Origin of the sequence: Streptomyces sp. NPDC038707 (assembly GCF_040636485.1) — a bacterium.
In the GTDB taxonomy this organism is placed as follows: Bacteria; Actinomycetota; Actinomycetes; order Streptomycetales; family Streptomycetaceae; genus Streptomyces.
In genome coordinates this window covers 230,193-250,690 of sequence record NZ_JBEZUP010000005.1, presented here as the reverse complement: position 1 = coordinate 250,690, position 20,498 = coordinate 230,193, and the positions used below count along the sequence as shown (strand labels likewise).

19 protein-coding genes are annotated in these 20,498 nt (G+C 73.8%); 12 read left to right on the top strand and 7 right to left on the bottom strand.

Annotation, left to right across the window (positions count from 1 at the left end; all coding sequences use genetic code 11):
- Positions 1–73 precede the first annotated feature (73 nt).
- On the top strand, positions 74–1,210 hold the full coding sequence (locus AB0E62_RS09910; protein ID WP_362190549.1) for a glycosyltransferase: 1,137 nt from the start codon (positions 74–76) through the stop codon (positions 1,208–1,210).
- A gap of 55 nt (positions 1,211–1,265) precedes the next feature.
- Here the strand turns inward: AB0E62_RS09910 and AB0E62_RS09905 are convergent, their stop codons facing one another.
- Both AB0E62_RS09905 and AB0E62_RS09900 read right to left on the bottom strand, forming a co-directional pair.
- Positions 1,266–2,540 carry a DUF6365 family protein gene (locus tag AB0E62_RS09905; RefSeq protein ID WP_362190547.1) on the bottom strand — a complete coding sequence of 425 codons (1,275 nt, stop codon included), beginning with the start codon at positions 2,538–2,540 and terminating at the stop codon, positions 1,266–1,268.
- Entirely contained in the window at positions 2,540–3,688 is a 1,149-nt protein-coding gene (locus AB0E62_RS09900) for a DegT/DnrJ/EryC1/StrS family aminotransferase (protein ID WP_362190545.1), read from the bottom strand. The genes AB0E62_RS09905 and AB0E62_RS09900 overlap by 1 nt, the downstream gene beginning before the upstream one ends.
- 173 nt (positions 3,689–3,861) lie before the next feature.
- Between AB0E62_RS09900 and AB0E62_RS09895 the strand changes: the two genes are divergently transcribed.
- The 3 genes from AB0E62_RS09895 to AB0E62_RS09885 are packed head-to-tail and all read left to right on the top strand — an operon-like array spanning position 3,862 to position 6,672.
- Positions 3,862–4,692: a methyltransferase domain-containing protein gene (locus AB0E62_RS09895; RefSeq protein WP_362190543.1), complete on the top strand. Its 831-nt coding sequence runs from the start codon at positions 3,862–3,864 to the stop codon at positions 4,690–4,692.
- The gene (locus AB0E62_RS09890; RefSeq protein WP_362190541.1) at positions 4,689–5,879 is read left to right on the top strand and encodes an acyltransferase; all 1,191 of its coding nucleotides are present in this window, start codon (positions 4,689–4,691) and stop codon (positions 5,877–5,879) included. The genes AB0E62_RS09895 and AB0E62_RS09890 overlap by 4 nt, the downstream gene beginning before the upstream one ends.
- 4 nt (positions 5,880–5,883) lie before the next feature.
- Positions 5,884–6,672 (top strand): SDR family oxidoreductase, encoded by a 789-nt coding sequence (locus tag AB0E62_RS09885; RefSeq protein WP_362190539.1) that lies wholly within the window; start codon positions 5,884–5,886, stop codon positions 6,670–6,672.
- Positions 6,673–7,003: 331 nt separating this feature from the next.
- Here AB0E62_RS09885 and AB0E62_RS09880 read toward each other — a convergent pair whose 3' ends face one another.
- Entirely contained in the window at positions 7,004–7,738 is a 735-nt protein-coding gene (locus AB0E62_RS09880; protein ID WP_362190537.1) for an SDR family NAD(P)-dependent oxidoreductase, read from the bottom strand.
- 168 nt (positions 7,739–7,906) lie between these two features.
- Here AB0E62_RS09880 and AB0E62_RS09875 point away from each other — a divergent pair, with 168 nt between their 5' ends.
- From AB0E62_RS09875 to AB0E62_RS09860, 4 genes are all read left to right on the top strand, one after another.
- On the top strand, positions 7,907–8,527 hold the full coding sequence (locus tag AB0E62_RS09875) for a hypothetical protein (RefSeq protein WP_362190535.1): 621 nt from the start codon (positions 7,907–7,909) through the stop codon (positions 8,525–8,527).
- 231 nt (positions 8,528–8,758) lie between these two features.
- Positions 8,759–9,670, top strand: a complete 912-nt coding sequence (locus AB0E62_RS09870) for an NADP-dependent oxidoreductase (RefSeq protein WP_362190533.1) — start codon at positions 8,759–8,761, stop codon at positions 9,668–9,670.
- A gap of 118 nt (positions 9,671–9,788) precedes the next feature.
- Positions 9,789–10,376: an NAD(P)H-dependent oxidoreductase gene (locus tag AB0E62_RS09865; RefSeq protein ID WP_362190531.1), complete on the top strand. Its 588-nt coding sequence runs from the start codon at positions 9,789–9,791 to the stop codon at positions 10,374–10,376.
- A gap of 3 nt (positions 10,377–10,379) precedes the next feature.
- On the top strand, positions 10,380–12,035 hold the full coding sequence (locus tag AB0E62_RS09860; protein ID WP_362190529.1) for an MDR family MFS transporter: 1,656 nt from the start codon (positions 10,380–10,382) through the stop codon (positions 12,033–12,035).
- 435 nt (positions 12,036–12,470) lie between these two features.
- Here AB0E62_RS09860 and AB0E62_RS09855 read toward each other — a convergent pair whose 3' ends face one another.
- Positions 12,471–13,190 (bottom strand): disulfide bond formation protein DsbA, encoded by a 720-nt coding sequence (locus AB0E62_RS09855; protein ID WP_362190527.1) that lies wholly within the window; start codon positions 13,188–13,190, stop codon positions 12,471–12,473.
- Between the two features lie 155 nt (positions 13,191–13,345).
- On the bottom strand, positions 13,346–14,296 hold the full coding sequence (gene rfbA / locus AB0E62_RS09850) for a glucose-1-phosphate thymidylyltransferase RfbA (RefSeq protein WP_362190525.1): 951 nt from the start codon (positions 14,294–14,296) through the stop codon (positions 13,346–13,348).
- 187 nt (positions 14,297–14,483) lie between these two features.
- On the opposite strand from rfbA, the gene AB0E62_RS09845 reads away from it, so the two are divergent.
- The 4 genes from AB0E62_RS09845 (at position 14,484) to AB0E62_RS09830 (ending at position 18,184) form a co-directional block, all read left to right on the top strand.
- Complete coding sequence (locus tag AB0E62_RS09845) at positions 14,484–15,602, top strand: hydrolase (RefSeq protein ID WP_362190523.1); 1,119 nt, start codon at positions 14,484–14,486, stop codon at positions 15,600–15,602.
- Between the two features lie 72 nt (positions 15,603–15,674).
- A complete protein-coding gene (locus tag AB0E62_RS09840) occupies positions 15,675–16,142 on the top strand; it encodes a nuclear transport factor 2 family protein (RefSeq protein ID WP_362190521.1) in 468 nt (155 codons plus the stop codon).
- 9 nt (positions 16,143–16,151) lie between these two features.
- Positions 16,152–17,222: an LLM class flavin-dependent oxidoreductase gene (locus AB0E62_RS09835; protein WP_362190519.1), complete on the top strand. Its 1,071-nt coding sequence runs from the start codon at positions 16,152–16,154 to the stop codon at positions 17,220–17,222.
- Positions 17,219–18,184 carry a 3-hydroxyacyl-CoA dehydrogenase NAD-binding domain-containing protein gene (locus AB0E62_RS09830; protein ID WP_362190517.1) on the top strand — a complete coding sequence of 322 codons (966 nt, stop codon included), beginning with the start codon at positions 17,219–17,221 and terminating at the stop codon, positions 18,182–18,184. The genes AB0E62_RS09835 and AB0E62_RS09830 overlap by 4 nt, the downstream gene beginning before the upstream one ends.
- Before the next feature lie 111 nt (positions 18,185–18,295).
- Here the strand turns inward: AB0E62_RS09830 and AB0E62_RS09825 are convergent, their stop codons facing one another.
- Together AB0E62_RS09825 and AB0E62_RS09820 are read right to left on the bottom strand one after the other, a co-directional pair.
- Complete coding sequence (locus tag AB0E62_RS09825) at positions 18,296–19,120, bottom strand: AfsR/SARP family transcriptional regulator (protein ID WP_362190515.1); 825 nt, start codon at positions 19,118–19,120, stop codon at positions 18,296–18,298.
- Positions 19,121–19,363: 243 nt separating this feature from the next.
- The gene (locus AB0E62_RS09820) at positions 19,364–20,230 is read right to left on the bottom strand and encodes an alpha/beta hydrolase (RefSeq protein WP_362190770.1); all 867 of its coding nucleotides are present in this window, start codon (positions 20,228–20,230) and stop codon (positions 19,364–19,366) included.
- Positions 20,231–20,498 lie beyond the last annotated feature (268 nt).

Below are 20,498 nucleotides of genomic sequence, written 5' to 3'. Positions count from 1 at the left end.
GCGCGGGGGGCGGGGGCGCGGGGATCGAGGACGGTTCGAGCCGGTGACGAACGCGCCGTCCGAGCATGCCGCCATGAAGATTCTCTTTGTGGCGGGTGGCACCTCGGGTGTCATCTTCTCGCTGGTGCCCCTGGCGCAGGCGGCCCGGAACGCCGGTCACGAGGTGGTGATGGCCGCGCCGGAGGACTGCATGGGCGTCGTCAACGGCGCGGGCGTGCCCGGTTTCCCGGTCACCGGCAAGACGATGAAGGACTTCCTGTACGACCGGCGGGGCGTGCTCCAGACGATCCCGGACGACCTGCACGAGCGCTACCTCTTCAACGGGCGCTGCTTCGGCCGGTACGCGGCGGCCTGTGTGGACGGGCTGGTCTCGCTGATCGACCGCTGGCACCCGGACCTGGTGGTGGGCGGGGTGCTGGCGTTCGCCGGCCCGCTGGCCGCCGCGTACGCGGGGGTGCCGTACGTCAAGCACGCGGTGGACATGGGGGAGCCGCGGACCATCGACCTGGCGGCGGCGGCCGAGCTGGGGCCGGAGCTGGAGGCGCTGGGGCTGTACGAGATGCCGGGCGCGGACCTGTTCGTCGACACCTGCCCGCCGTCGCTGCGGCCGGCCGACGCGCCGCCCGCGCAGCCGATGCGCTATGTGCCGTACACCGCGCAACTGCCCCTGGAGCCGTGGATGTTCACCCGCGGGGAGCGGCCCCGGGTGCTGGTGAGCGCGGGCAGCCGGGTGACGAAGGAATCCGACTTCGAGATTCTCGCCGGGCTGGTCTCGAAGGTGGCCGCGCTGGACGTGGAGCTGCTGGTCGCGGCACCGGAGGCGGTGGCGGCCGAGCTGGGTCCGCTGCCGGACAACGTGCGGGCCGGCTGGATCCCGCTGGACGTGGTCGCGCGCACCTGTGATCTGACGGTCAGTCACGCGGGCGGCAACACGGTCCTCGGCAGCATGGCGGCCGGTGTCCCGCAGGTGCTCATCCCGTACCTGCCGTACGTGGTGGGCTACACCGAGCGGTTGAGCGCCTACGGGGCCGCGCGGATGGTCGACCCCGCCGAGGACTCCCCGGAGAACATCGCCGAGGCCTGCCGGGAGGTCCTGGAGGACCCGTCGTACCGCGAGCGGGCCCGGGCGGTGTCGGCGGAGATGGCGCGGCTGCCGCTGCCCGCGCAGGTGGTGGGGGCGCTGGAGGACCTGGTGGCCGGGCGCGGCTGAACCTCCGGCCCCGGCCGGTCCCGCGGGGGGCCGGCCGGGGCAGTCGGTCAGGGGGTCAGGGGGTCAGGCCGAGCCGGACGGCGGCCTCGGCGAAGGTGTCGGCCGTGGCGGGCAGCGCGGCGAGGGCGTCCCGGTAGGCGGCCCGGGCGGCGGCGAGACGGTCGCGTGCGGTGTCGTCGTACAGGACCCGGGTCAGCCCGTCCACCAGGGAGTCGTCGTCGAGGATCTCGGCGCGCAGCACGGTGTCCGTGAAGGGATTGTGCGCGAGCAGCGGGCGCAGCACCTCGTTCCAGCGCAGCGGCCACATGTGGAAGTCGGGCAGCGGCTCGGGGTACTCCGTGAGCCACGCGCGCACCGGGGCGGTGAGGCCGCCGGGCAGCGCGGCGGCGAGGCGGTCGACGTCCTCGGGGCCGTCGACCCGGTGGTTGTTGACGGCGAGCAGGCCCGGCACATCGGCGAACAGCGCGCGGTCCAGCGCGTAGCTGGGCAGGTGGAAGGAGAACACCGCGTCACAGGAGCCGAGCAGCCGGTGGTACTCGGCGGCGGTGTACTCCGGGCGGTGGTGCAGCCGGCCGGCGGGCAGCGCCTCGGCGAAGCCCTCGAAGAGGGGTCCGGTCAGCAGGACGTGCGTGTCGCGGGGCAGCCGGGCCAGCCGGCCGCCGAGCAGCCGGGGCAGCCGGTCGGCGAGCAGCCGGGTCGGCGGGGCGGCGTGCTCCCGCATCAGCCGCTGCCAGGGCAGGGTGGGCACCATGAGCAGCCGGGCCCCCTCCGGCACGCCGAGCGCGCGCCGGGTCTCCGCGCGGGCCCGGGCGGTCAGCGGTGCCATGGTGCGGGTGAGCCGGTACGGCAGGCCCCGGCCGGAGGCGGTGACCCGGGGCCGGTTCATCGGCACCGGCAGCAGCTGCACCGGCATCCGCAGCAGATTGTCGTCGACCTCCATCGTGGTGCCGAGGATCTCCACCCGCCGGCTGGTGCTCTCCAGGTCGTACAGGTCCAGCGGGATCACCGGCAGCCCGAGGTCCTCCACGAACCAGGGGTCGGTGCGGTAGCCGACCTTGAACGTCATCCAGTGCGCGAGGTAGTCGACCAGGACGACGGCGTCGGCCCGGAACTCCTTGACCACCCGCCGCACCACGTCCGCCACGCCCGCACCGAGGTCCGGCTCCACCAGCGTGTGGGGGAGCCCCGCGGTGCGCAGCTGGTCCTCGTTGTAGGGGTTGACCACGAAGTGGCTCTCGACGCCGGCGTCGGTGAGCTGTTCGGCGAGGTCCAGGCCGATGGTGACCTCGTGCAGGGTCTTGGCGAGCGCGGCGAGGAAGACGAGACGCATCACGGCTCCCGGCGGTGGGCCGTGACGGCCTTGCGCACGGTCGCGGCGACCGTGCGGACGTCGTCGTCGGACAGGCCCGGGTGCAGCGGCAGGCACAGGGTGCGGGCGGCGGCGTCGTCGGAGCCGGGCAGCGGGGCCTGGTCCCCGGTGCGGTAGGCGGGGACCTTGTGCAGCGGGGCGTAGCGGAAGGTGGTGTAGATGCCGGCGGCGAGCAGTTCGCTCGCGATGTCGTCGCGGATCCCGCCGTCGAACTGCACCCAGTAGAAGTAGTACGTCGAGGTGTGGCCGGCCGGCAGCGGCGGCGGGGTCAGGATGCCCTCGGCTCCCGCCAGTTCGCGGTCGTACAGCTCGACGATCTCGCGGCGGCGGGCGATGAACTCCGGCAGCCGGCCCAGCTGCACCCGGCCGATCGCCGCCGTCAGGTCGTTGCCGATGACCCGGCGGCCGACCTCCGGCACCTGGAGTTCCCACCAGCGGTGCGAGACCCGGGCGTGGCCGAAACCGCTGGACTGCACCAGGCCGTGGTAGGCGAGCCGGCGGGCCCGGTCGGCCCGCTCGCGGTCGCGCACCCAGAGCATGCCGCCGTCGCCGGTGACCAGCACCTTCATGGCGTCGAAGCTCCACATGGCGAGGTCGCCGAAGGTGCCCACGGCCCGGCCGCCGGCCGTGGAGCCGACCGAGCAGGCGGCGTCCTCCACCAGCGGGACGCCCCGGTCCCGGCAGAGCGCGGCGATGGCCTCGATGTCACCCGGGTAGCCGCCGTAGTGCAGCACGACCACGGCCTTGGTGCGCTCGGTGAGCGCGGCCTCGATGTGTGCGGCCGTGGGGTTGAGGGTGCGCGGGTCGACGTCGCAGAAGACCGGGCGGGCACCGGCCGCCAGGATGGCGTTCGCGGCGGCCAGGAAGCTCAGCGAGGGCAGCACGACCTCGTCGCCCTCCGTCAGATCGAGGCACTCCAGGGCCAGGAAGAGTCCGGCGGTCCCGGAGTTGAGGAAGATCATGTGCTCGGGGTCCACCCCGGCGTGCGCGGCGAACTCGGCCTCGAACGCCTTGGTGCGCGGGCCGTGTCCGAGCCACTTGTCGGCGAACACCTCCGCTACGGCGGCGAGTTCGGCCTCGCCGGTCTGCGGCTGGAAGAGATGAATCACGGTGGTCCCCTCTGCTGCGGACGGATGCCCGCATGGTCGGCAGCCCGCCTCGATGCGGGTTAGAGGGCCGATGGAGGGGCGCGGGCGCGGTCTGGAGGAAGTCCCGAGCGGCCTTCGAGAGGCGCTGTCCAGCGTGGTGGCGACGGATTGTCGTTGGAATGAGGTGCCGGCAGATGACCACGTACGAATCCAAGACGGCCGACGAGGTGGGCGAGTACTTCGACGACCGCAGCTGGCTGTTCGGGCTGAACGGCTTCAATCTGCACATCGGGTACTTCGACGACGCGCACCCGGGCACCGACCCCAAGGAGCGGCACACCGAGGTGATGATCGAGGCGGCCGGGCTGCGGGCGGGCTCCCGGCTGCTCGACGTCGGCTGCGGGTTCGGCCGGCCGGCCATCGCCGCCGCCAAGGCCACCGGGGCGCGCGTCGTCGGCATCAACGTCAGCGCCGAGCAGGTCCGGCAGGGCCGGGCGCTGGCCGCCGAGGCCGGCGTCGCGGACCTGGTCTCCTTCGAGCAGGCGGACGGCATGGCCCTGCCGTACCCGGACGCCTCGTTCGACGCGGTCTGGGCCTCCGAGGCCATCATGTACATGTCCGACCGGCCGAAGGCGCTGCGCGAGATCGAGCGCGTCCTCGTCCCCGGCGGCCGGTTCGTGCTCTCCGACTACGCCGAGCGCACCGAGCTGACGCCGGAACAGCGCGTCTCCCTCAAGGAGGGGTTCACGGTCGAGGCGCTGCCGACCATCGAGGGCTACCGCGAACTGCTCACGGACGCCGGGCTGGAGATCGTCCGGTTCGAGGACGCCACCGCCCATCTGCACCGCTCCGCCGCCCGCATCCCCGAGGTGCTGGACGAGAAGTACGCCTACATCGCCGAGCGCGGCGGCAAGGAGTTCGCCGACGAGTTCAAGGCGATGCTCTCCAAGGTCGGCATGCTGGAGGGCCAGGTCCTCGGCTATGTCATCGCGGTCGGCCGCAAGACCGGGGAGCTCGCGGGGTGAGCGCGGGTCACACCGGAAGACGGCCGGACGGGGCCGGGGCGCTGTCCCGGCTGCCGACCCTGACCGGCATGCGGTTCGTGGCCGCGCTGATGGTGTTCGTCTGCCACGCGTTCACGTACGGCATCTTCGAGGACAAGGAGCTGGAGGGGGACCTCGTCACCTACGCCGCCAAACTCGGCTTCGTAGGCGTCGGTTTCTTCTTCCTGCTCAGCGGCTTCGTGCTGACCTGGTCGGCACGCGAGGGCGACCGCACCGGGGCCTTCTACCGGCGCCGGCTGGTGAAGATCTTCCCCAACCACCTGGTGACCTGGGCGCTGGGCCTGCTGTTCATGGTGTGGCTCGGCGGTGTCTCCGCCACCGTGCGCAACACCGTGCCCGCGCTCCTCCTGGTGCAGGCCTGGTTCCCGGTGGAGGATGTCTTCTTCGGCACCAACGGGCCCTCCTGGTCGCTCGCCGCGGAGTTGCTGTTCTACCTGTCCTTCCCGCTGCTGCTGCGCTGGGTCCGGGCGGTGCCGGGCCGGCTGCTGTGGCCGCTGGCCGGGCTGCTCACCGCGGGCACGGTCCTGGTGGCGCTGGCCTCCCAGCTGCTGCCCACCGACCCGGACATGCCGTACTACCCGATCTCCTGGTACCAGTACTGGTTCGTCTACTGCCTGCCGGCCACCCGGCTGCTGGAGTTCGCCCTCGGCATCGTGATGGCCCGGATCGTGCTGTCCGGCCGCTGGATCCGGCTCGGCCTCGGCCCCGCCCTGCTCACCCTGGCTCCGGGCTACGCGCTCACGGTGTGGCTGCCGGACGCGTACGGCATCGTCGCGCCGACCGTCGTACCGCTGGCGCTGATCGTGGCCGCGGGCGCGGCGGCCGACGTCGAGGGGCACCGCTCGCCGCTGCGCAACCGGGTCTGGGTCCGGCTGGGCGAACTGTCCTTCGCCTTCTACATGGTCCACATGCTGGTCATGTGGTACGGGCCGATGGGCCGGGTGCCCGGCCGCACCTGGGACACGCTGCCCGCGCTCGGGGTGATCGCCGGGGACTTCGCGCTCACGGTGGTCGCGGCGTGGGTGCTGTACCGCGTGGTCGAGATGCCGGCCGTGCGCCGGTGGTCGGCCGTCCGCCGCCGGGGCGGGCCCGCACCGTCCTCCGCACCGGGGTCCGGCGCCCCGGCCGGCGCGGCCGAGGCGAGGTGACCCGATGGAACTGGGACTGAACGGACGCACCGTGCTGGTCACCGGTGCCTCGGGCGGCATGGGGCGGGAGATCGCCACCGCGTTCGGCGCGGAGGGCGCCGCCGTGGTGATCGGCTACCGCTCCCGGCCCGAGGACGCGGCGCACACCGCCGGCCTGATCGAGGCGGCCGGGGGCCGCGCCCTGACCGCCCCTTACGGGCTGGGCGAACCGGACACCGCCCGCTCGCTCGTGGACGCCGCGCTGCACTGGACCGGCCGGGTCGACGTGCTGGTCAACAACGCCTTCCGGCCCTTCGGGTTCCGGCCGCCCGGCGACCGGTTCGAGGAGGTCGGCGACGACTGGCAGGGCAAGCTGCGCGACAACATCGAGGGCGCGGTCGAACTGACCCGGCTGGTCGCCCCGCTGATGCGCGAGCGCGGCTGGGGCCGGATCGTGCACCTGTCGTCCAGCCTGGTCACCGAGGGCGTGCTGGAGACCGACGCCGGGCGGATCGGGGCCGAGTACTACGCGGCGGCCAAGGCGGCGCTGCACGGCTTCTCCCGCAGTACGGCCTTCAGCCTGGGCCGGGACGGGGACATCCTGTCCAACGTGGTCGTCCCCGGCCTGACCCGGACGTTCCGCAACGAGGAGCGCATGGCGAACAGCTTCGGCGTCGCCGAGCGCTACGCCGCCCGCGCCCCCCTCGGCCGGCTGCTCGACGCCGCCGAAGTGGCCCGCGTGGTGCTCTTCCTGGCCTCGGCGGCGAACACCGCGATCACCGGCCAGAGCATCACGGCCAGCGGCGGGGCCTAGCGCGAAGATCCCGCCCGGAACGCCCCGGCCCGCGAAGGCGCCTGACAGAGGCCCCGGGAGGTGCCACGGGCCGCGGTGGCGCGAAGGCCCGGGGGAGAGCGCCGGGGCCTGACATGTTGCCGGGGCGGTGGGCGTCGGGGCCGCGGTGGTGCCCGGCGCGCGGGTTCCGGGCGGAGCGTCGCGGTCCGGGGCGGGGGGCGGACGTTCCTGGCCGCGCGGTGGTGCGCAGTGCGCCGGGGCCCTGCCCGGCGGAGGCCGGTGCCGGCCTGGACGAGGGCGGCCCTCCCCCAGGGGAGGGCCGCCCTCGTTGTGGTGCCGGGTCGGTGGCGTGTCACCAGGACAGGCCGCCGTTGATCTCCAGGACGTGTCCGTTGACGTACGACCCGCTGCCCGCGGCGAGGTACACCGCGGCCTCCGCCACCTCCTCGCCCAGGCCCATCCGGCCCAGCGCGATCTTCGGCCCGTACTGGGACCACACCGCCTCGTTCGCCTTCAGCAGCTTGCCCATGCCCTCGTCGATGAAGCCGGGCGACAGGCAGTTGACGGTGATGCCCCGGGGTGCCAGCTCCAGCGCGGCGACCCGGGTGAACATCTCCACCGCCGCCTTGGTCGAGCAGTAGGAGGCCGCGCCCCGGGTGGGCCGGCTGCCGAGCGCGCTGGAGAGCGTGATGATCCGGCCGGCCTCGCTCTTCTCCAGGTACGGCACCGCCGCGCGCACACAGTGGAAGAGTCCGTTGAGGTTGGTGTCCAGCACCTCGGACCAGTCCTCGAAGGACAGCCCGGTCAGCGGACCCGGCCGGCTCACGCCCGCGTTGGCCACCACGACGTCCACGCCGCCGAACCGGTCCGCCGCCGCCTCCAGCAGCGCCCGCACGGACTCGGCGTCCCGCACGTCGGCCCGTACGAACGCGGCCCGGTCCCCGAGGCGGCCGATCCGTTCCGCGCCCTCATCGCCGCGCGCCGCCGCCACCACCTGGGCCCCCTCGGCGACGAACGCCTCGGCGATCTTCAGGCCCAGCCCCTTGGTGCCGCCGGTGACCACGGCGACCTTGTCCCTGAGTCTCACGTCAACCCGCTCCCTGTTCGGACGGTCAAGTGCGGCCACGCTGCCGCCGGGCCGTCAAAGACCCCTCGAAGGCGGTTGGAGAGAACACCTTTCGAGCCGGTCTCCAGGCACCGTCCCTAGCGTCCGTCGGGCTGCCGGTGTGGCAGCCCGACCCGAGGAGAGAACTCGATGAGCAGGACCATCACGCGGCGCGTCGTCGCCGTCGCCGCCCTGGGACTCGCCGGTGTCATGGCCGCGACCAGCGGTGCGGTCGCCGCGCCCGCCACCGTAGCGATGCTGTGCCGGGTGCCGGAGAACGGGCAGTGGAGCGAGTACGGCAGCAACCGGGTGTTCGACGTGACGGCGCCCGCCACCGTCTCGCCCTACCAGCAGTTCACCGTGAAGTACGCCCAGGGCCCCTACACCCTGAACGCGACCTACCAGAAGGAGGTCCGGGACATCGCCGTCAAGATCAACCAGCCCGCCGGGGCCCGGCTGGTCGGCCTGAAGCTCACCGGCGGCAGCAACCTCGGCACCTCCAGCCGGTCCGTCGTCGCCTCCGGCGGCCAGCTGACGCTGCGGGTCGGCGGCCCCTTCTACGGCGGCACCACCTTCGAACTGCCGGTCGTCGAAGCCACCTACGTCGCCCCCGCCTCCGGCACGCTGGTCACCACGGCCGGCGGCACCGGCTTCGACGACCCGGGGCTGTCCATGAAGCGCCTGGACACCACGATCAACGACTTCACCCCCGTCCAGTGCTACCCGGACCCGGCCAAGCCCGTGGTGCTGTCCAGCACCACGGTGGGCTGACCAGCGTTGCACCGCCCGCGACGCCGGGCGGGGAGGCCGGTGCCGTCTCCCCGCCCGGCGTCGAGCCGTTTTCGACGGTTTCTCGGCCTCTTCTCGGCCGGATCCGGCCACGGTGAAGGGGTTTCTCCCGATCACGTTGACCTCAACCGAAGTTGAGGTTTTACCGTCGTTTTGCTGTCCCGGCCAGGGCGGCCGGTGACGTCAATTCCGTTGTAGAGAAGGGCATTTGAGATGAAGGCTGCCGCGTTCCGCGCGTTCGGAGGGCCCGAGGTCCTGGAGCTGATGGAGCTGCCGACGCCCGAGCCGGGTCCGGGCGAGGTGCGGGTGAAGGTAAAGGCGGCCGGCGCCCAGCCCACCGACTGCGCGGTGCGCTCCGGCTGGAACCCGCCCGGCTTCACCATCACCTTCCCGCACATCACCGGAGGCGACTTCGCCGGCGTGGTGGACGCGCTCGGCGAGGGCGTCACCGGATTCGCGGTCGGCGACGAGGTCCTGGGCTACCGCACCCAGCTCACCTACGCCGAGTACGTCGTCGCCCCCGCGGACCAGATCGTCCCCAAGCCCGCCGCGCTGTCCTGGGAGGTGGCCGGCTGCCTGTCCGCCTCCGGCCAGACCGCCCACACCGCGATCGAGATCCTCGGCGTCCGCGAGGGCGAGACCGTGCTGATCAACGGCGCCGCCGGCGGCGTCGGCACCATCGCCGTGCAGCTCGCGGTGGCCCGGGGCGCCAAGGTGATCGCCACCGGCCGCGAGGAGAACCACGCCTACCTGCGCGAGCTGGGCGCCGTCCCGGTCGCCTACGGCGAGGGCCTGATCGACCGGGTCCGCGCGGCGGCGCCCGAGGGCGTGGACGCCGCCCTGGACACGGCGAGCGCCGAGGGCCTGCGGGTCGCGGCCGAACTCGTCAAGGACAAGGACCGCGTCGGCACCATCTTCGCCTACGAGGTCTACGAGGAGCTGGGCGTGCGCTGGATCGGCAGCCGGCGATCGGCGCAGCGGCTCGCCGAGCTGGCCGCACTGGTGGCCGACGGCAAGCTCACCGTGCACGTCCGCAAGACCCTGCCGCTGGCCCAGGCCGCCGAGGCACACCGCGAGCTGGAGACCGGCCACGGCCGCGGAAAGATCGTCCTGCTGGCCGGCTGAGCCGCCGCCGGCCGGGCCCCGGGGACACCGGCGCCGCCGCCCCGGGGCCCGCTGCCCCGCAACCCCCCTTGTACCGCCCCTTACTTCATCCCTGTTCACCTCTTCGAGGAGTCCCCTCATGTCCACGACCCCGCTGAAGATCGGCGTCATCATCGGCAGCGTGCGCACCGGCCGGTTCGCCGACAAGGTCGCCCAGTGGTTCCTCTCCGAGATCGGCCGGCGCGAGGACATGGAGGTCCATGTCATCGACCTCTCCGAGCCGGCGCTCGTGGAGGAGCTGAAGCTCACCCTGGACGCCACCGAGCCGCAGGAGGGTGCCCTCACCCTGGCCCAGCGCATCGGCGGACTCGACGGGTACGTCGTCCTCACGCCCGAGTACAACCACGGCTACCCGGCCTCGCTGAAGCTCGCCATCGACTACGTCTACAGCGAGTGGCGGGCCAAGCCCGTCGGCTTCGTCTCCTACGGCGGCATGGCCGGCGGCCAGCGGGCCGTGGAGCAGCTGCGCCAGGTCTTCGCCGAGCTGCACGCCGTCACCCTGCGCGACACCGTCAGCTTCCACATGGCCTGGGAGAAGTTCGACGAGCAGGGCCGCCCGCAGGACGCCGACGGCGCCGCCAAGGCCGCCTCCGTGCTGCTCGACCAGCTCGCCTGGTGGGGCCTGACGCTGCGTGAGGGCCGCGCGGCCCGCCCCTACGAGGGCTGAGCCATGAGCACCGCGCGACCGGCCGCGGAGATCCCGGGCACCCCGGAGTACCGGGCCGTACGGGTCATCGTGATCGGGCTGATGCTGGGCCTGATGCTCTCCTCGCTCGACTTCGTCATCGTCGCGGCGTCGATGCGGACGATCGCCGACCAGCTGCACGGCCAGACCGTCCAGGCGTGGGCGACCACCGCCTACATGGTCACCTCCACGATCGCGACCCCGCTGTTCGGGAAGCTGTCCGACCTCTACGGCCGCAAGAAGCTGTACATGCTGGCGATCGGCGTCTTCCTGGCCGGTTCGCTGCTGTGCGGGCTGGCCGGGTCGATGTACCAGCTCGCCGCGTTCCGCGCGGTGCAGGGCGTCGGCGGCGGCGGGCTCATGGCACTCGCCTTCGCCATCATGGGCGATGTGCTCACGCCCGAGCTGCGGGCCCGCTACCAGATCTGGTTCTCGGCCGTCTCCGCCGTCTCCGGTGTGCTCGGGCCGCCGGTCGGCGGGCTGTTCGCCGGCGCCGACAGCCTGCTGGGGCTCGACGGCTGGCGCTGGGCGTTCCTGATCAACCTGCCGATCGGCCTCATCGCCCTGCTCGTCGTCCAGCTCAAGTTCACCATGCCCGGCAAGCGGCGCGAGCACCGCATCGACTACGCCGGGGCGCTGTGGCTGATCGTCTGCCTCGGCCCCTGGCTGGTGGTCTCCGAGCAGGGCCGGCACTGGGGCTGGGACTCGGCCCCGACGCTGTCGCTGCTCGCGGTCGGACTGGCCGGGCTGGTGCTCTTCCTGGCCACCGAGCGGCGCATGGCGGACGCCGCGGTGATCCCGCTGCGGCTGTTCCGCAACCGGATGTTCGCGGTGATCAACGGCGCCAACGTCATCGTCGGCATCGGCGTGTTCGGCTCGCTGATCTTCCTGCCGCTGTACCTCCAGCTGGTCAAGGGGCAGGGGCCGGGCGAGGCCGGGCTGATGCTGATCCTGCAGACGGCCGGGGTGCTCACCACCAGCCGGGGCCTGAGCAAGGTCATCAACCGCTCCGGACGGTACCGGGCGTTCCTGCTGCTGGGCATGGGCGTGGTGGCCGGCACGCTGTTCGTGTTCGCCACGCTCGACGAGCACTCCTCGCTGTGGCTCGCCGGCGCGCTGGTGTACCTGCTCGGCACGGGCGTCGGGATCTGCTTCCCGGTGACCCTGCTGGCCCTGCAGAACACCTCCGCCAAGCAGGACATGGGCGTCTCCAGCGCCGCGTTCTCCTTCTTCCGGGGCATCGGGGGCGCGGCCGGTACGGCGCTGTTCCTGTCGATGATGTTCTCGCTGGCCGGCAGCCGCATCGACACGGCGGTGGACGAGGCCGGCCGGGACGCCGGGTTCCGGGCGGCGCTCGCGGACCCCGCGGTGCTGTCCGACCCGGCCAACCGGCCCATCCTCGACATGGTGCGGGGAGACGCCGGAATCAGCCTCGACGACACCTCGTTCCTGCTCGGCGCCGACCCGCGGCTGGCCGCTCCGGTGGTGCGGGGCATCGGCGACGCGATGAGCACGGTGTTCCTGGTGGGCGGCTGCGTGATGCTGATCGGCTTCGGCCTCGCCCTCCTGCTCCCCGGCCGCGCCCGGCAGCCGCGCACCACCGAGGCCGGCGTACCGGACACCGAACCGGCCACGTCCTGAGAACGGCCGGGGACCACCGGGGCGGTGGGGACCCGCCACCGGGGGAGGCCGGCCGCGGGGAACCGTCACCGGGAAAGTGCCGGGAGAGTTCGGGGAGAGTTCCGGGAGGTCAGGAACCGTGGCCCGGGCCGGGCCGTGGCGGCAGGAAACCGCGGCCGGGACGGCCGGGACGTCGCAGCACCGCGGCCGGCATGACCCGGGGCCGCGAGCGGCCGTGGCCGGAAACGACCGGAGCCGCCGGCCGTGGCGGCCGGCGAGCACGGCTCCGCCCCGTCTCCGGCTCCGGTCCCGGTGCGGCTCCGTCCCCTCGGCGACCGGGCTCCCGTGACTCCGCTCAGGGAACCGCGGCCGGAAAGGGAGCCGGCTGCCGGGACCGCGGTCGGCGGGAAGGGAGGGAGCCGTACGGCTCCCTCCCTTCCCGCCGTTCCGGTGGGTTCAGCCGGCCGGGTCCGGGACCGGGCGCGGAGTGACCCGGCGCAGCTCCAGGAACGCGTCCTCCCCGGCCAGGACCGCGAACGCGTCCCACAGGGCACCGGCGCGTTCCCCGGACGGCACCGAGGAGAGCACCGGGCCGAAGACGCCGACCCGGCCGTCCACCGAGATCACCGGCACCCCGACGACCTCCAGCTCACGCCCGTCGCGCGGAATGGACTCGTGCGCCGCGCGCAGCTGTTCGTCCCACTCGGGCGAGGCCATCGCCCCGGCCAGCCCGGCGGGCAGCCCCACCTCGGCCAGCGCCTCGCCGACCACCTCGCGGGCCCGCTCCAGCAACTCGGTCTGCACCGCCCGCTTGGCCGCGTGGTCCAGGCCCCGCACCTTCTCGTGCAGCCCCTCGTACAGTCCCCCGGCCGCGTGGAAGCGGCGCGCGACCGCCTCGTACAGCGGGCCCACCACCTCGGCGCCGTGCCCGGCCGCTGCGGCGGCCAGCACCCGCACCGGGCCCGGGGCCAGCTCCCGGAACCGGTCGAGTCCGGCGTCGGGTCCCGCGTCCATCCGCAGATAGCCCAGCCCGGTCGGACGGACCGTCAGCGAGAGCGGCCGTACCCCGGCCGCCTCCCGCAGCCACCGGTAGGTGATCCAGGTCCAGGCGCACACCGGGTCGACCCACAAGGTCACCTCCCGTGCGCCGGCACGGTCCTGTGCGCGGTCCGTCATGCTCGCCCTCCCCTGTCTTCCGCGGCCGTCCGTTCCGGCCGTCGTACCAGGTCAGCACCGTACGCCCGAGCCGTGCTCGAACCGGATTCGAGCGGGGCCGGACCGTCGACAACGCGCCACCCGCACCGCCGCCCGCACCGGGGCGCGGTCACGGCTCACACGACGGTCGGCATCCGCGCCGCACCCCCGTAGCGCGGCCCCGCCAGGGAGCCCGCGCGCTCGCTGGGCCCCGCGTCCCGCAGGGAGTCGGCGATCTCCATGACGTACTGGCCGTACCCCGAGCTGCCGAGCCGCGCGCCGAGCCGGTGGCACTGCTCCGCGTCGATGAAGCCCATCCGCAGCGCCACCTCCTCGATGCAGGCGATCCGCAGGCCCTGCCGGTGCTCCAGGGTCTGGATGTACTGCCCGGCGTCCAGCAGCGAGTCGTGCGTGCCGGTGTCCAGCCAGGTGAAGCCCCGCCCCAGGTCCACCAGGCGGGCCTTGCCGCGGGCCAGGTACTCCTTGTTGACGTCGGTGATCTCCAGCTCGCCGCGCGGCGAGGGACGCAGCCCGCGGGCGATGGACACCACGTCGTTGTCGTAGAAGTACAGGCCCGTGATGGCCCGGTTGGAGCGGGGCTCGGCGGGCTTCTCCTCGATGGACACCAGCCGGCCCTCCGCGTCGGCCTCGCCGACCCCGAACCGGTGCGGGTCCCGGACCGGATAGCCGAACAGCAACGCGCCGTCGGTGTGCGGGGTGTGCTCCTGGAGCACCAGGGAGAACCCCGGCCCGTGGAAGATGTTGTCGCCCAGCACCAGGGCCACGGAGTCGTCGCCGATGTGGTCCGCGCCGATCAGGAACGCCTCCGCCAGACCGTTCGGCCGCGGCTGCTCGGCGTACGACAGCGTCAGGCCCAGCGCGCTGCCGTCGCCGAGGACCCGGCGGAACTGCGGCAGGTCACGGGGCGAGGAGATGACGAGGATGTCCCGGATCCCGGCCAGCATCAGCACGGACAACGGGTAGTAGATCATCGGCTTGTCGTAGACGGGCAGCAGCTGCTTGGACACCCCGAGCGTCACGGGGTGCAGCCGGGTGCCGTTCCCCCCGGCCAGGATGATTCCCTTCACGTGCTCCTCACCTCATGTCGTCGTCGGTGCCCCGAGCGTGCGCCGCGCCGGTCGAACCCGGATCGAGGACCCCGGCCCGCCCGGCGCCGTCGAGCCGCCCTCCATCGGGTCTGGATCGCCCCCGGCGACGGTGACGGCGTTGTCCGCCGCAGGCCGCGCGCCTTGAGGAACGAGGAAGTGGTCCACGATGCCGAGCCGGCCGATCCATGCCCCGCTGCTGCGGGAGGCCGCCCGGGAGGCCGCCGGGGTGGCCGCCCGCCACGCCGAACGCGCCGACGCCGGACGGGCACTGCCCGCCGAGGCCGCCGAGGCCATCGTACGGGCGGGCTTCGCCCGGCACTTCGTGCCCGGGCGGTGGGGCGGCGCCGAGGGCGGCGCCACCGAGCTGCTGCGCTCCGTCGCCGCGGTCGCCGAGGGCTGCACCTCGGCCGGCTGGTGCGCCTCGGTGATCGCGGGCGCCGCCCGGATGGGCGCCTACCTGCCCGAGGAGGGGCAGCGGGAACTGTGGGCGAAGGGCGCCGACACCGTCGTGGTGGGCGCGCTCGTACCGCGCGGCACCGCCACCCCGGTGCCCGGCGGCTGGCGGATCACCGGCAGCTGGCCCTACACCAGCGCGGTCGGCTTCTCCGACTGGGCGCTGGCCTGCGCGCTGGTGCCCCGGGGCGAGGAGCGCGTGCCGTGGTTCTTCGCCCTGCCGCGCGAGGACTATCAGGTCACGGACACCTGGCACCCGGTCGGCATGCGCGGCACCGGCAGCAACACCCTCGTCGCCGAGGAGGTGTTCGTCCCCGCCCACCGCGGCTTCGCCCGGGACGACATGCTGGCCGGGCGCAGCACCGGCTCCGCCGCCCGCTGCCACACCGCCCCGCTGCGCCTGCTCAGCGGCCTGCTGTTCGGCGCGCCCGCCCTCGGCGCCGCCCGCGCCGCGCTCCGCGCCTGGCGCGAGCACACCGGCGGCGACGACCCGGCCCGGGCCGCCGTACTGGCCCGCGCCACCATCGCCACCGACGCCGCCGCGCTGCTGATGGAACGCGCCGCGCGGGTGGCCGACGCCCCCGCCGCCACCCCGCTCGAACTGGTCCGCAACCCGGCGGACTGCGCCTACGCCGTCGAGCAACTCGTGGACGTGGTCGAGCGGCTGCTGCGCACCGCCGGCAGCGCCGCCCAGCAGTACGGGCACCCCCTGCAACGGCTGTGGCGCGACATCCACGGACTGGCCGGCCATGTCGCGCTCCGCTTCGACCCGGCCGGCACCGGCTACGGAACCCGGCTGCTCGCCGAGACCGCGCCGCCGGACCACGCGTGACCTCCCGGCCGGGACCGCCCCGGCCGGCCCACCCCGCCGGGTGACCGGCACCCCACACGAAAGGCAGTCTCCATGAGCGACCCCTCGCTGTCCCCGGCGACCGCGGAGCCCTTCGTCTCCGCCGAGCTGTACGCCCAGGTCCAGCAGTTCTACGCCCGCCAGATGGCCCTCATCGACGACGCCCGGCCCGCCGAGTGGGCCGCCACCTTCACCGAGGACGCCGTCTTCCAGGAGGCGAGCCGGCTGGACGCCCCGCTGCGCGGCCGGGCCGCGATCGCCGAGTCCGCCACCACCCGCCAGGCCCGGCTGAACGCCGACAAGATCGACTTCCGGCACTGGCTGGCGATGCTCGACGTCCGCCCGCAGCCGGACGGCACCCTGCGCACCCGCACCTACGCCCTGGCCATGCGCACTCCCCGGGGCGGCGCGCTGGACATCTTCGCCAGCGTCGTCTGCCGCGACCACCTGGTGCCCGCCGAGGGCGGCGGCTGGCGGGTACGGGAGCGCCTGCTGAGCCACGACGGATCCGACCGCGACTGAGGAGCCCCCATGAAGTTCGGCATCGTCTTCTTCCCGACCGTCGGTCCCGCCGACAAGCCCGCGACCCAGTACTTCGACGAGGCGCTGCGCCTGGTCGACCTGGCGGAGGAACTGGGCTTCGCCCACGTCAAGATGGTCGAGCACTACTTCTTCCCCTACGGCGGCTACAGCCCCGACCCGGTGACGTTCCTGGCCGCCGCGGCCGGCCGCACCCGGCGGGTCCGGCTGGGCACCAGCGCGACCATCCCCGCCTTCCAGCACCCGGTCAAGCTCGCCGGAAAGCTGGCCATGCTCGACAACATCTCCGGCGGCCGGGTCGACGCGGCCTTCGGACGGGCCTTCCTGCCCGACGAGTTCGCGGCCTTCGGGGTCCCCCTGGACGAGTCCAAGGACCGGTTCGTCGAGTCCGTCACCGCGATCAAGCGGCTGTGGTCGGAGGAGGACGTGGTCTTCGAGGGCCGCTTCCACCGGTTCGGCCCGGTCACCCTGCTGCCCCGCCCGGCGCAGCGCCCGCACCCGCCGGTGTTCGTCACCACCGCGCGCAGCGCCGAGTCGTGCGCGGAGGCCGGGCGGGCCGGGCACAACCTGCAGACCGTGCCGAACGTGATGGCCACCGAGGAACTCCAGGACCGCCTGCGCACCTACCGCGCCGAGTGGGCCGCCGCCGGGCACACCCCGGGCGCCGAGCAGATCCACCTCACCTACCCGTGCGTGGTCGCCGAGGACGGCGAGGAGGCCCGCCGCAAGGGCCGCCACGACGACGACCGCAACACCACCGCGATCCGGGCGGCCGTGGCCTCCTGGGCCACCACCCGCTCCTCGGCCTACCCCGGCTACGAGAACCTGGTGAAGGCCACCCAGACCTCGCACTTCGACTCCAAGCTCGACGGGAACAAGCTGCTCATCGGTTCCCCCGAGCAGGTCCGTGCCCAACTGGAGCGGATCGCCGGCTGGTTCGGCGACGACCTCACCCTCAGCCTGGGCGTGCACTCCGGCCACCTCTCCTTCGAGGACGCGGCCACCACGATGCGGCTGATGGCCGAGCAGGTCATCCCCAAGCTGAAGGGAGGCCTCGCGTGACCGCCGCGCACCACGACGCCCCGCGGACCGTCACCGTCACCGTCATCGGCGCCGGCACCATCGGCCTGGGCTGGATCACCCTGTTCCTCGGACACGGCCTGCGGGTGCGGGTCAACAGCCGGCGGGCCGAGGCGCCGCGGATCGTCGCGGAGGCGCTCGACCTGTTCGCGCCCTACCTGCCCGAGGGACTCGCCGACCGGGCGACCTTCGACGAGCGCCTGGAGTTCGAACCCGACCTGGAGCGCGCGGTCGCCGGCGCGGACATCGTCGTCGAGAACGCGCCGGAGAACCTGGAGCTCAAGCAGGAGCTGTTCGAGCGGATCGGCAAGGCGGCGCCCGCCACGGCACTGCTGCTGTCCTCCACCTCCACCCTGAACCCCGACGACATGGGCGCGCGGATGGCCGACTCCTCCCGCCTGGTGGTCGGCCACCCCTTCAACCCGCCGCACGTGGTGCCGCTGGTGGAGGTGGTCGCAGGCGAACGCACCGCGCCCGGGGCCGTGCGCGAGGCCGTGGAGTTCTTCGAGTCGGTCGGCCGGGTGCCCGTGGTGCTGCGCAAGCCGGTCCTGGCCTTCGCCGCCAACCGGCTGCAGTCCGCGCTGCTGCGCGAGTCGGTGCACCTGGTCCGCGAGGGCGTGGTCACCGTGGAGGAACTGGACCGGGTGGTCGTCCACTCCATCGGGCTGCGGTGGGCCACCGTCGGCCCGTTCCTCGCCTTCCACCTCGGCGGCGGCCAAGGCGGCCTGCGCAAGTGGCTCGGCACGCTGGGCTCCGGCCTGGAGCGCGGCTGGGAGGCGCTGGGCCGCCCGCCGATGGACGAGCCGACCGTGAACACCCTCATCGAGCAGGCCGAACGGGCCTACGGCTCGCGCAGCTACGAGGAGTGGGTGCGCGAGCGGGACGCCAAGCAGACGGCGATCCTGCGCACGCTGGCCACGACTCAGTCGGGCGACGGCGCCTGAGGGCACCGGACGCGCACGCACGGAAGGGCCCGGCGGGAGACCAGTCCCCGCCGGGCCCTTCCGCCGGACCGGCCGGCCCCGGTCCCCGGACCGGGGCCGGCCGTCGGGCCGTCAGGCCGTCTTCGCGCCCACGACGTCCCGGTGGTGCCCCCGGACCGCCGGCCGTCCCGAGCCGTCGCCCGGCTCCGGGTTCAGCAGCCGCAGTTGCAGCCGCTTCAGCTCCAGCGAGGGCTCCAGGCCCAGCTCGTCGGCGAGGATCCGGCGGATGTTCTGGTACGCCTGAAGGGCCTCGGCCCGGCGGCCGGTGGCGCCCAGCGCGGCCATCAGACGGTGGTGGAACCACTCGTTGAGCGGATAGTCGTTGATCAGCCGGCGCAGCTCGGGAATGGCCTCCCGGTGCCGGCCGAGCCGGTCCTGGGCGTCGATGCGGATCTCGTAGGCACGGATCCGCAACTCCTCCAGATGGGTGATGTGCCCCATGAGCACGTCCCCCGCGGGGAAATTCGCGAGCGCCGGCCCCCGCCACAGCGCCAGTGCCTGGTCGACGGTGCCGAGGGCCCGGGCCGGGTCCCCCTGGGCCAGCTCCCGCTGGGCCTGGTCGACGAGGCGCTCGAAGACCCGCACGTCGACCTCGTCGGCGGTCACCCGCATCGCGTAACCGGGCGGCGAGGTCACGAGCAGCGCGCGGTCCGGGTCGGTCAGCCGCTCGTTCACGAACATCCGGCGGGCGTGGTAGACGTACGTCTGGAGCGTGGTGACCGCGCTGCGCGGCGGGCGCTCCCCCCACAGCTCGCGGATCAGGGTCTCAGCCGTGACGATCTCGTTCGGCCGGGTCAGCAGCAGTGCCAGGGTCTGGCACACCTTCGGGGTTCCGGGGCGGTAGATCCTGCCGTCGTCGGTCACTATCTCGAAGGGGCCGATGAGATTGAAACGCACGGAGTTACTCCTCGTCAGAAAAGACAGAATCGTGCTTCGGCGTGCATTTGAGTCTCCGCCGAGCGGAATGGACGTGCAAGGATTCCCGGGTCAGAGGAGCGTCAAGTTGCGTCAGGAAACCACGGCGGACCTGTGGTTACTTTCAACCGACGCAAAAACCGGGAATTCCGGTGGCGGACGCGGTGACCGGACGCACGCACAAAAAATGCCGCCCCGCCCGGAGAACTCCGGGCGGGGCGGTCGTCAGGTCTCCCGCGGGCGTCCGGGCGGCGCCGCCTCGCGGGCCAGCAGGCACTCCTCCAGGAAGGCCAGGGCCCGCAGGTGGTAGGTGCGCGCGGCCCAGCCGAGGCTGATGTTGTGCCCGGCGTCGGGCAGCCGGTCCACCACCGCGCGGGGCGCGGCGAGCGGCGCCAGCAGGGCGCGCACCGCCTCCTCGTCGGTGTGCCACCACTGCTCCTGCTCGGCGAACGTGAACCGGACCGGCACCCGCACCCGGGCCGCCAGCTCCGGGTACGTCCGGGGCCACGCCAGGGTCTCGCCGGCCTCCACGGCGGGCACCGGGGCCACCAGCCGCTGCCCCAGCCGGAAGGCCGCCGGCGGGTACAGCCGCAGCGCCCCCCAGTGCCGCCGCCAGGCCCCGGGCACGCCGGCGCCGGGCAACTCCTCCGGCCCCACCGCGAAGGCGCTGCCCAGGCCGGACAGGTCCAGCCCGAGCAGCGGGGCGGGCAGCGGGCCGCCCGCCGCGGCGGACAGGGCGAGCCGGCCGCCGCCGGAGTGGGCGAGCAGGAAGAACCCGGCACCGGCCGGCCACCGCCCGGCGAAGTCGGCCAGGGCCGCGCCGAGCGTGGCGGTCTGCCCGGCCAGGTCCTGCCCCCGCGGCAGCACGGCGGCCGAGGCACCGTAGCCGGGGCGGTCCAGCGCCAGCACCGTGCAGCCGAGCCGGCTGCCCAGCTCCAGCAGCGACAGCCCCGGCCGCGCCCGGTTGTCGAAGTAACCGGCCCGCATCCCGCTGCCGTGCAGGGCGACCACCACGGCCCTGGGCGCCTGCCCGTCCCCGGGCTCGGCCAGCAGGCCCGACAGCCGGATCCCGGAGCCGCCGTCGAGCGTCACGTCCCGGGGGCCGGGCGGGTCCGGCGCGAGGGGCGCGGGGGAGTCCGCGAGGGTCGGCTCGGGCGGGGATACGGCCTGCACCGGGGGTACCTCCTGTCGGTGAGCGGCGCTGCGGGGCGCCGGTGTGGTCGTGCGGTGCGGCCGGCGGTCCCGCACCGGTCCGGCGGGGCCGTCCGGGAGGCCGCCGCCCGGCCCTCCCGGCCGTCCTATCACGTCGGCCGTTCGGTCGCCGCCGCTGCCGTGGGGGCCGGTCGGGTGTTCCCGGGGG

Bases quoted from the DNA above. Each gene is read 5' to 3' on its own strand.
- AB0E62_RS09910 (WP_362190549.1), top strand. From the start codon at position 74: ATGAAGATTCTCTTTGTGGCGGGTGGCACCTCGGGTGTCATCTTCTCG.
- AB0E62_RS09905 (WP_362190547.1), bottom strand. From the start codon at position 2,540: ATGCGTCTCGTCTTCCTCGCCGCGCTCGCCAAGACCCTGCACGAGGTC.
- AB0E62_RS09895 (WP_362190543.1), top strand. From the start codon at position 3,862: ATGACCACGTACGAATCCAAGACGGCCGACGAGGTGGGCGAGTACTTC.
- AB0E62_RS09885 (WP_362190539.1), top strand. From the start codon at position 5,884: ATGGAACTGGGACTGAACGGACGCACCGTGCTGGTCACCGGTGCCTCG.
- AB0E62_RS09875 (WP_362190535.1), top strand. From the start codon at position 7,907: ATGAGCAGGACCATCACGCGGCGCGTCGTCGCCGTCGCCGCCCTGGGA.
- AB0E62_RS09870 (WP_362190533.1), top strand. From the start codon at position 8,759: ATGAAGGCTGCCGCGTTCCGCGCGTTCGGAGGGCCCGAGGTCCTGGAG.
- AB0E62_RS09865 (WP_362190531.1), top strand. From the start codon at position 9,789: ATGTCCACGACCCCGCTGAAGATCGGCGTCATCATCGGCAGCGTGCGC.
- AB0E62_RS09860 (WP_362190529.1), top strand. From the start codon at position 10,380: ATGAGCACCGCGCGACCGGCCGCGGAGATCCCGGGCACCCCGGAGTAC.
- AB0E62_RS09855 (WP_362190527.1), bottom strand. From the start codon at position 13,190: ATGACGGACCGCGCACAGGACCGTGCCGGCGCACGGGAGGTGACCTTG.
- AB0E62_RS09845 (WP_362190523.1), top strand. From the start codon at position 14,484: ATGCCGAGCCGGCCGATCCATGCCCCGCTGCTGCGGGAGGCCGCCCGG.
- AB0E62_RS09840 (WP_362190521.1), top strand. From the start codon at position 15,675: ATGAGCGACCCCTCGCTGTCCCCGGCGACCGCGGAGCCCTTCGTCTCC.
- AB0E62_RS09835 (WP_362190519.1), top strand. From the start codon at position 16,152: ATGAAGTTCGGCATCGTCTTCTTCCCGACCGTCGGTCCCGCCGACAAG.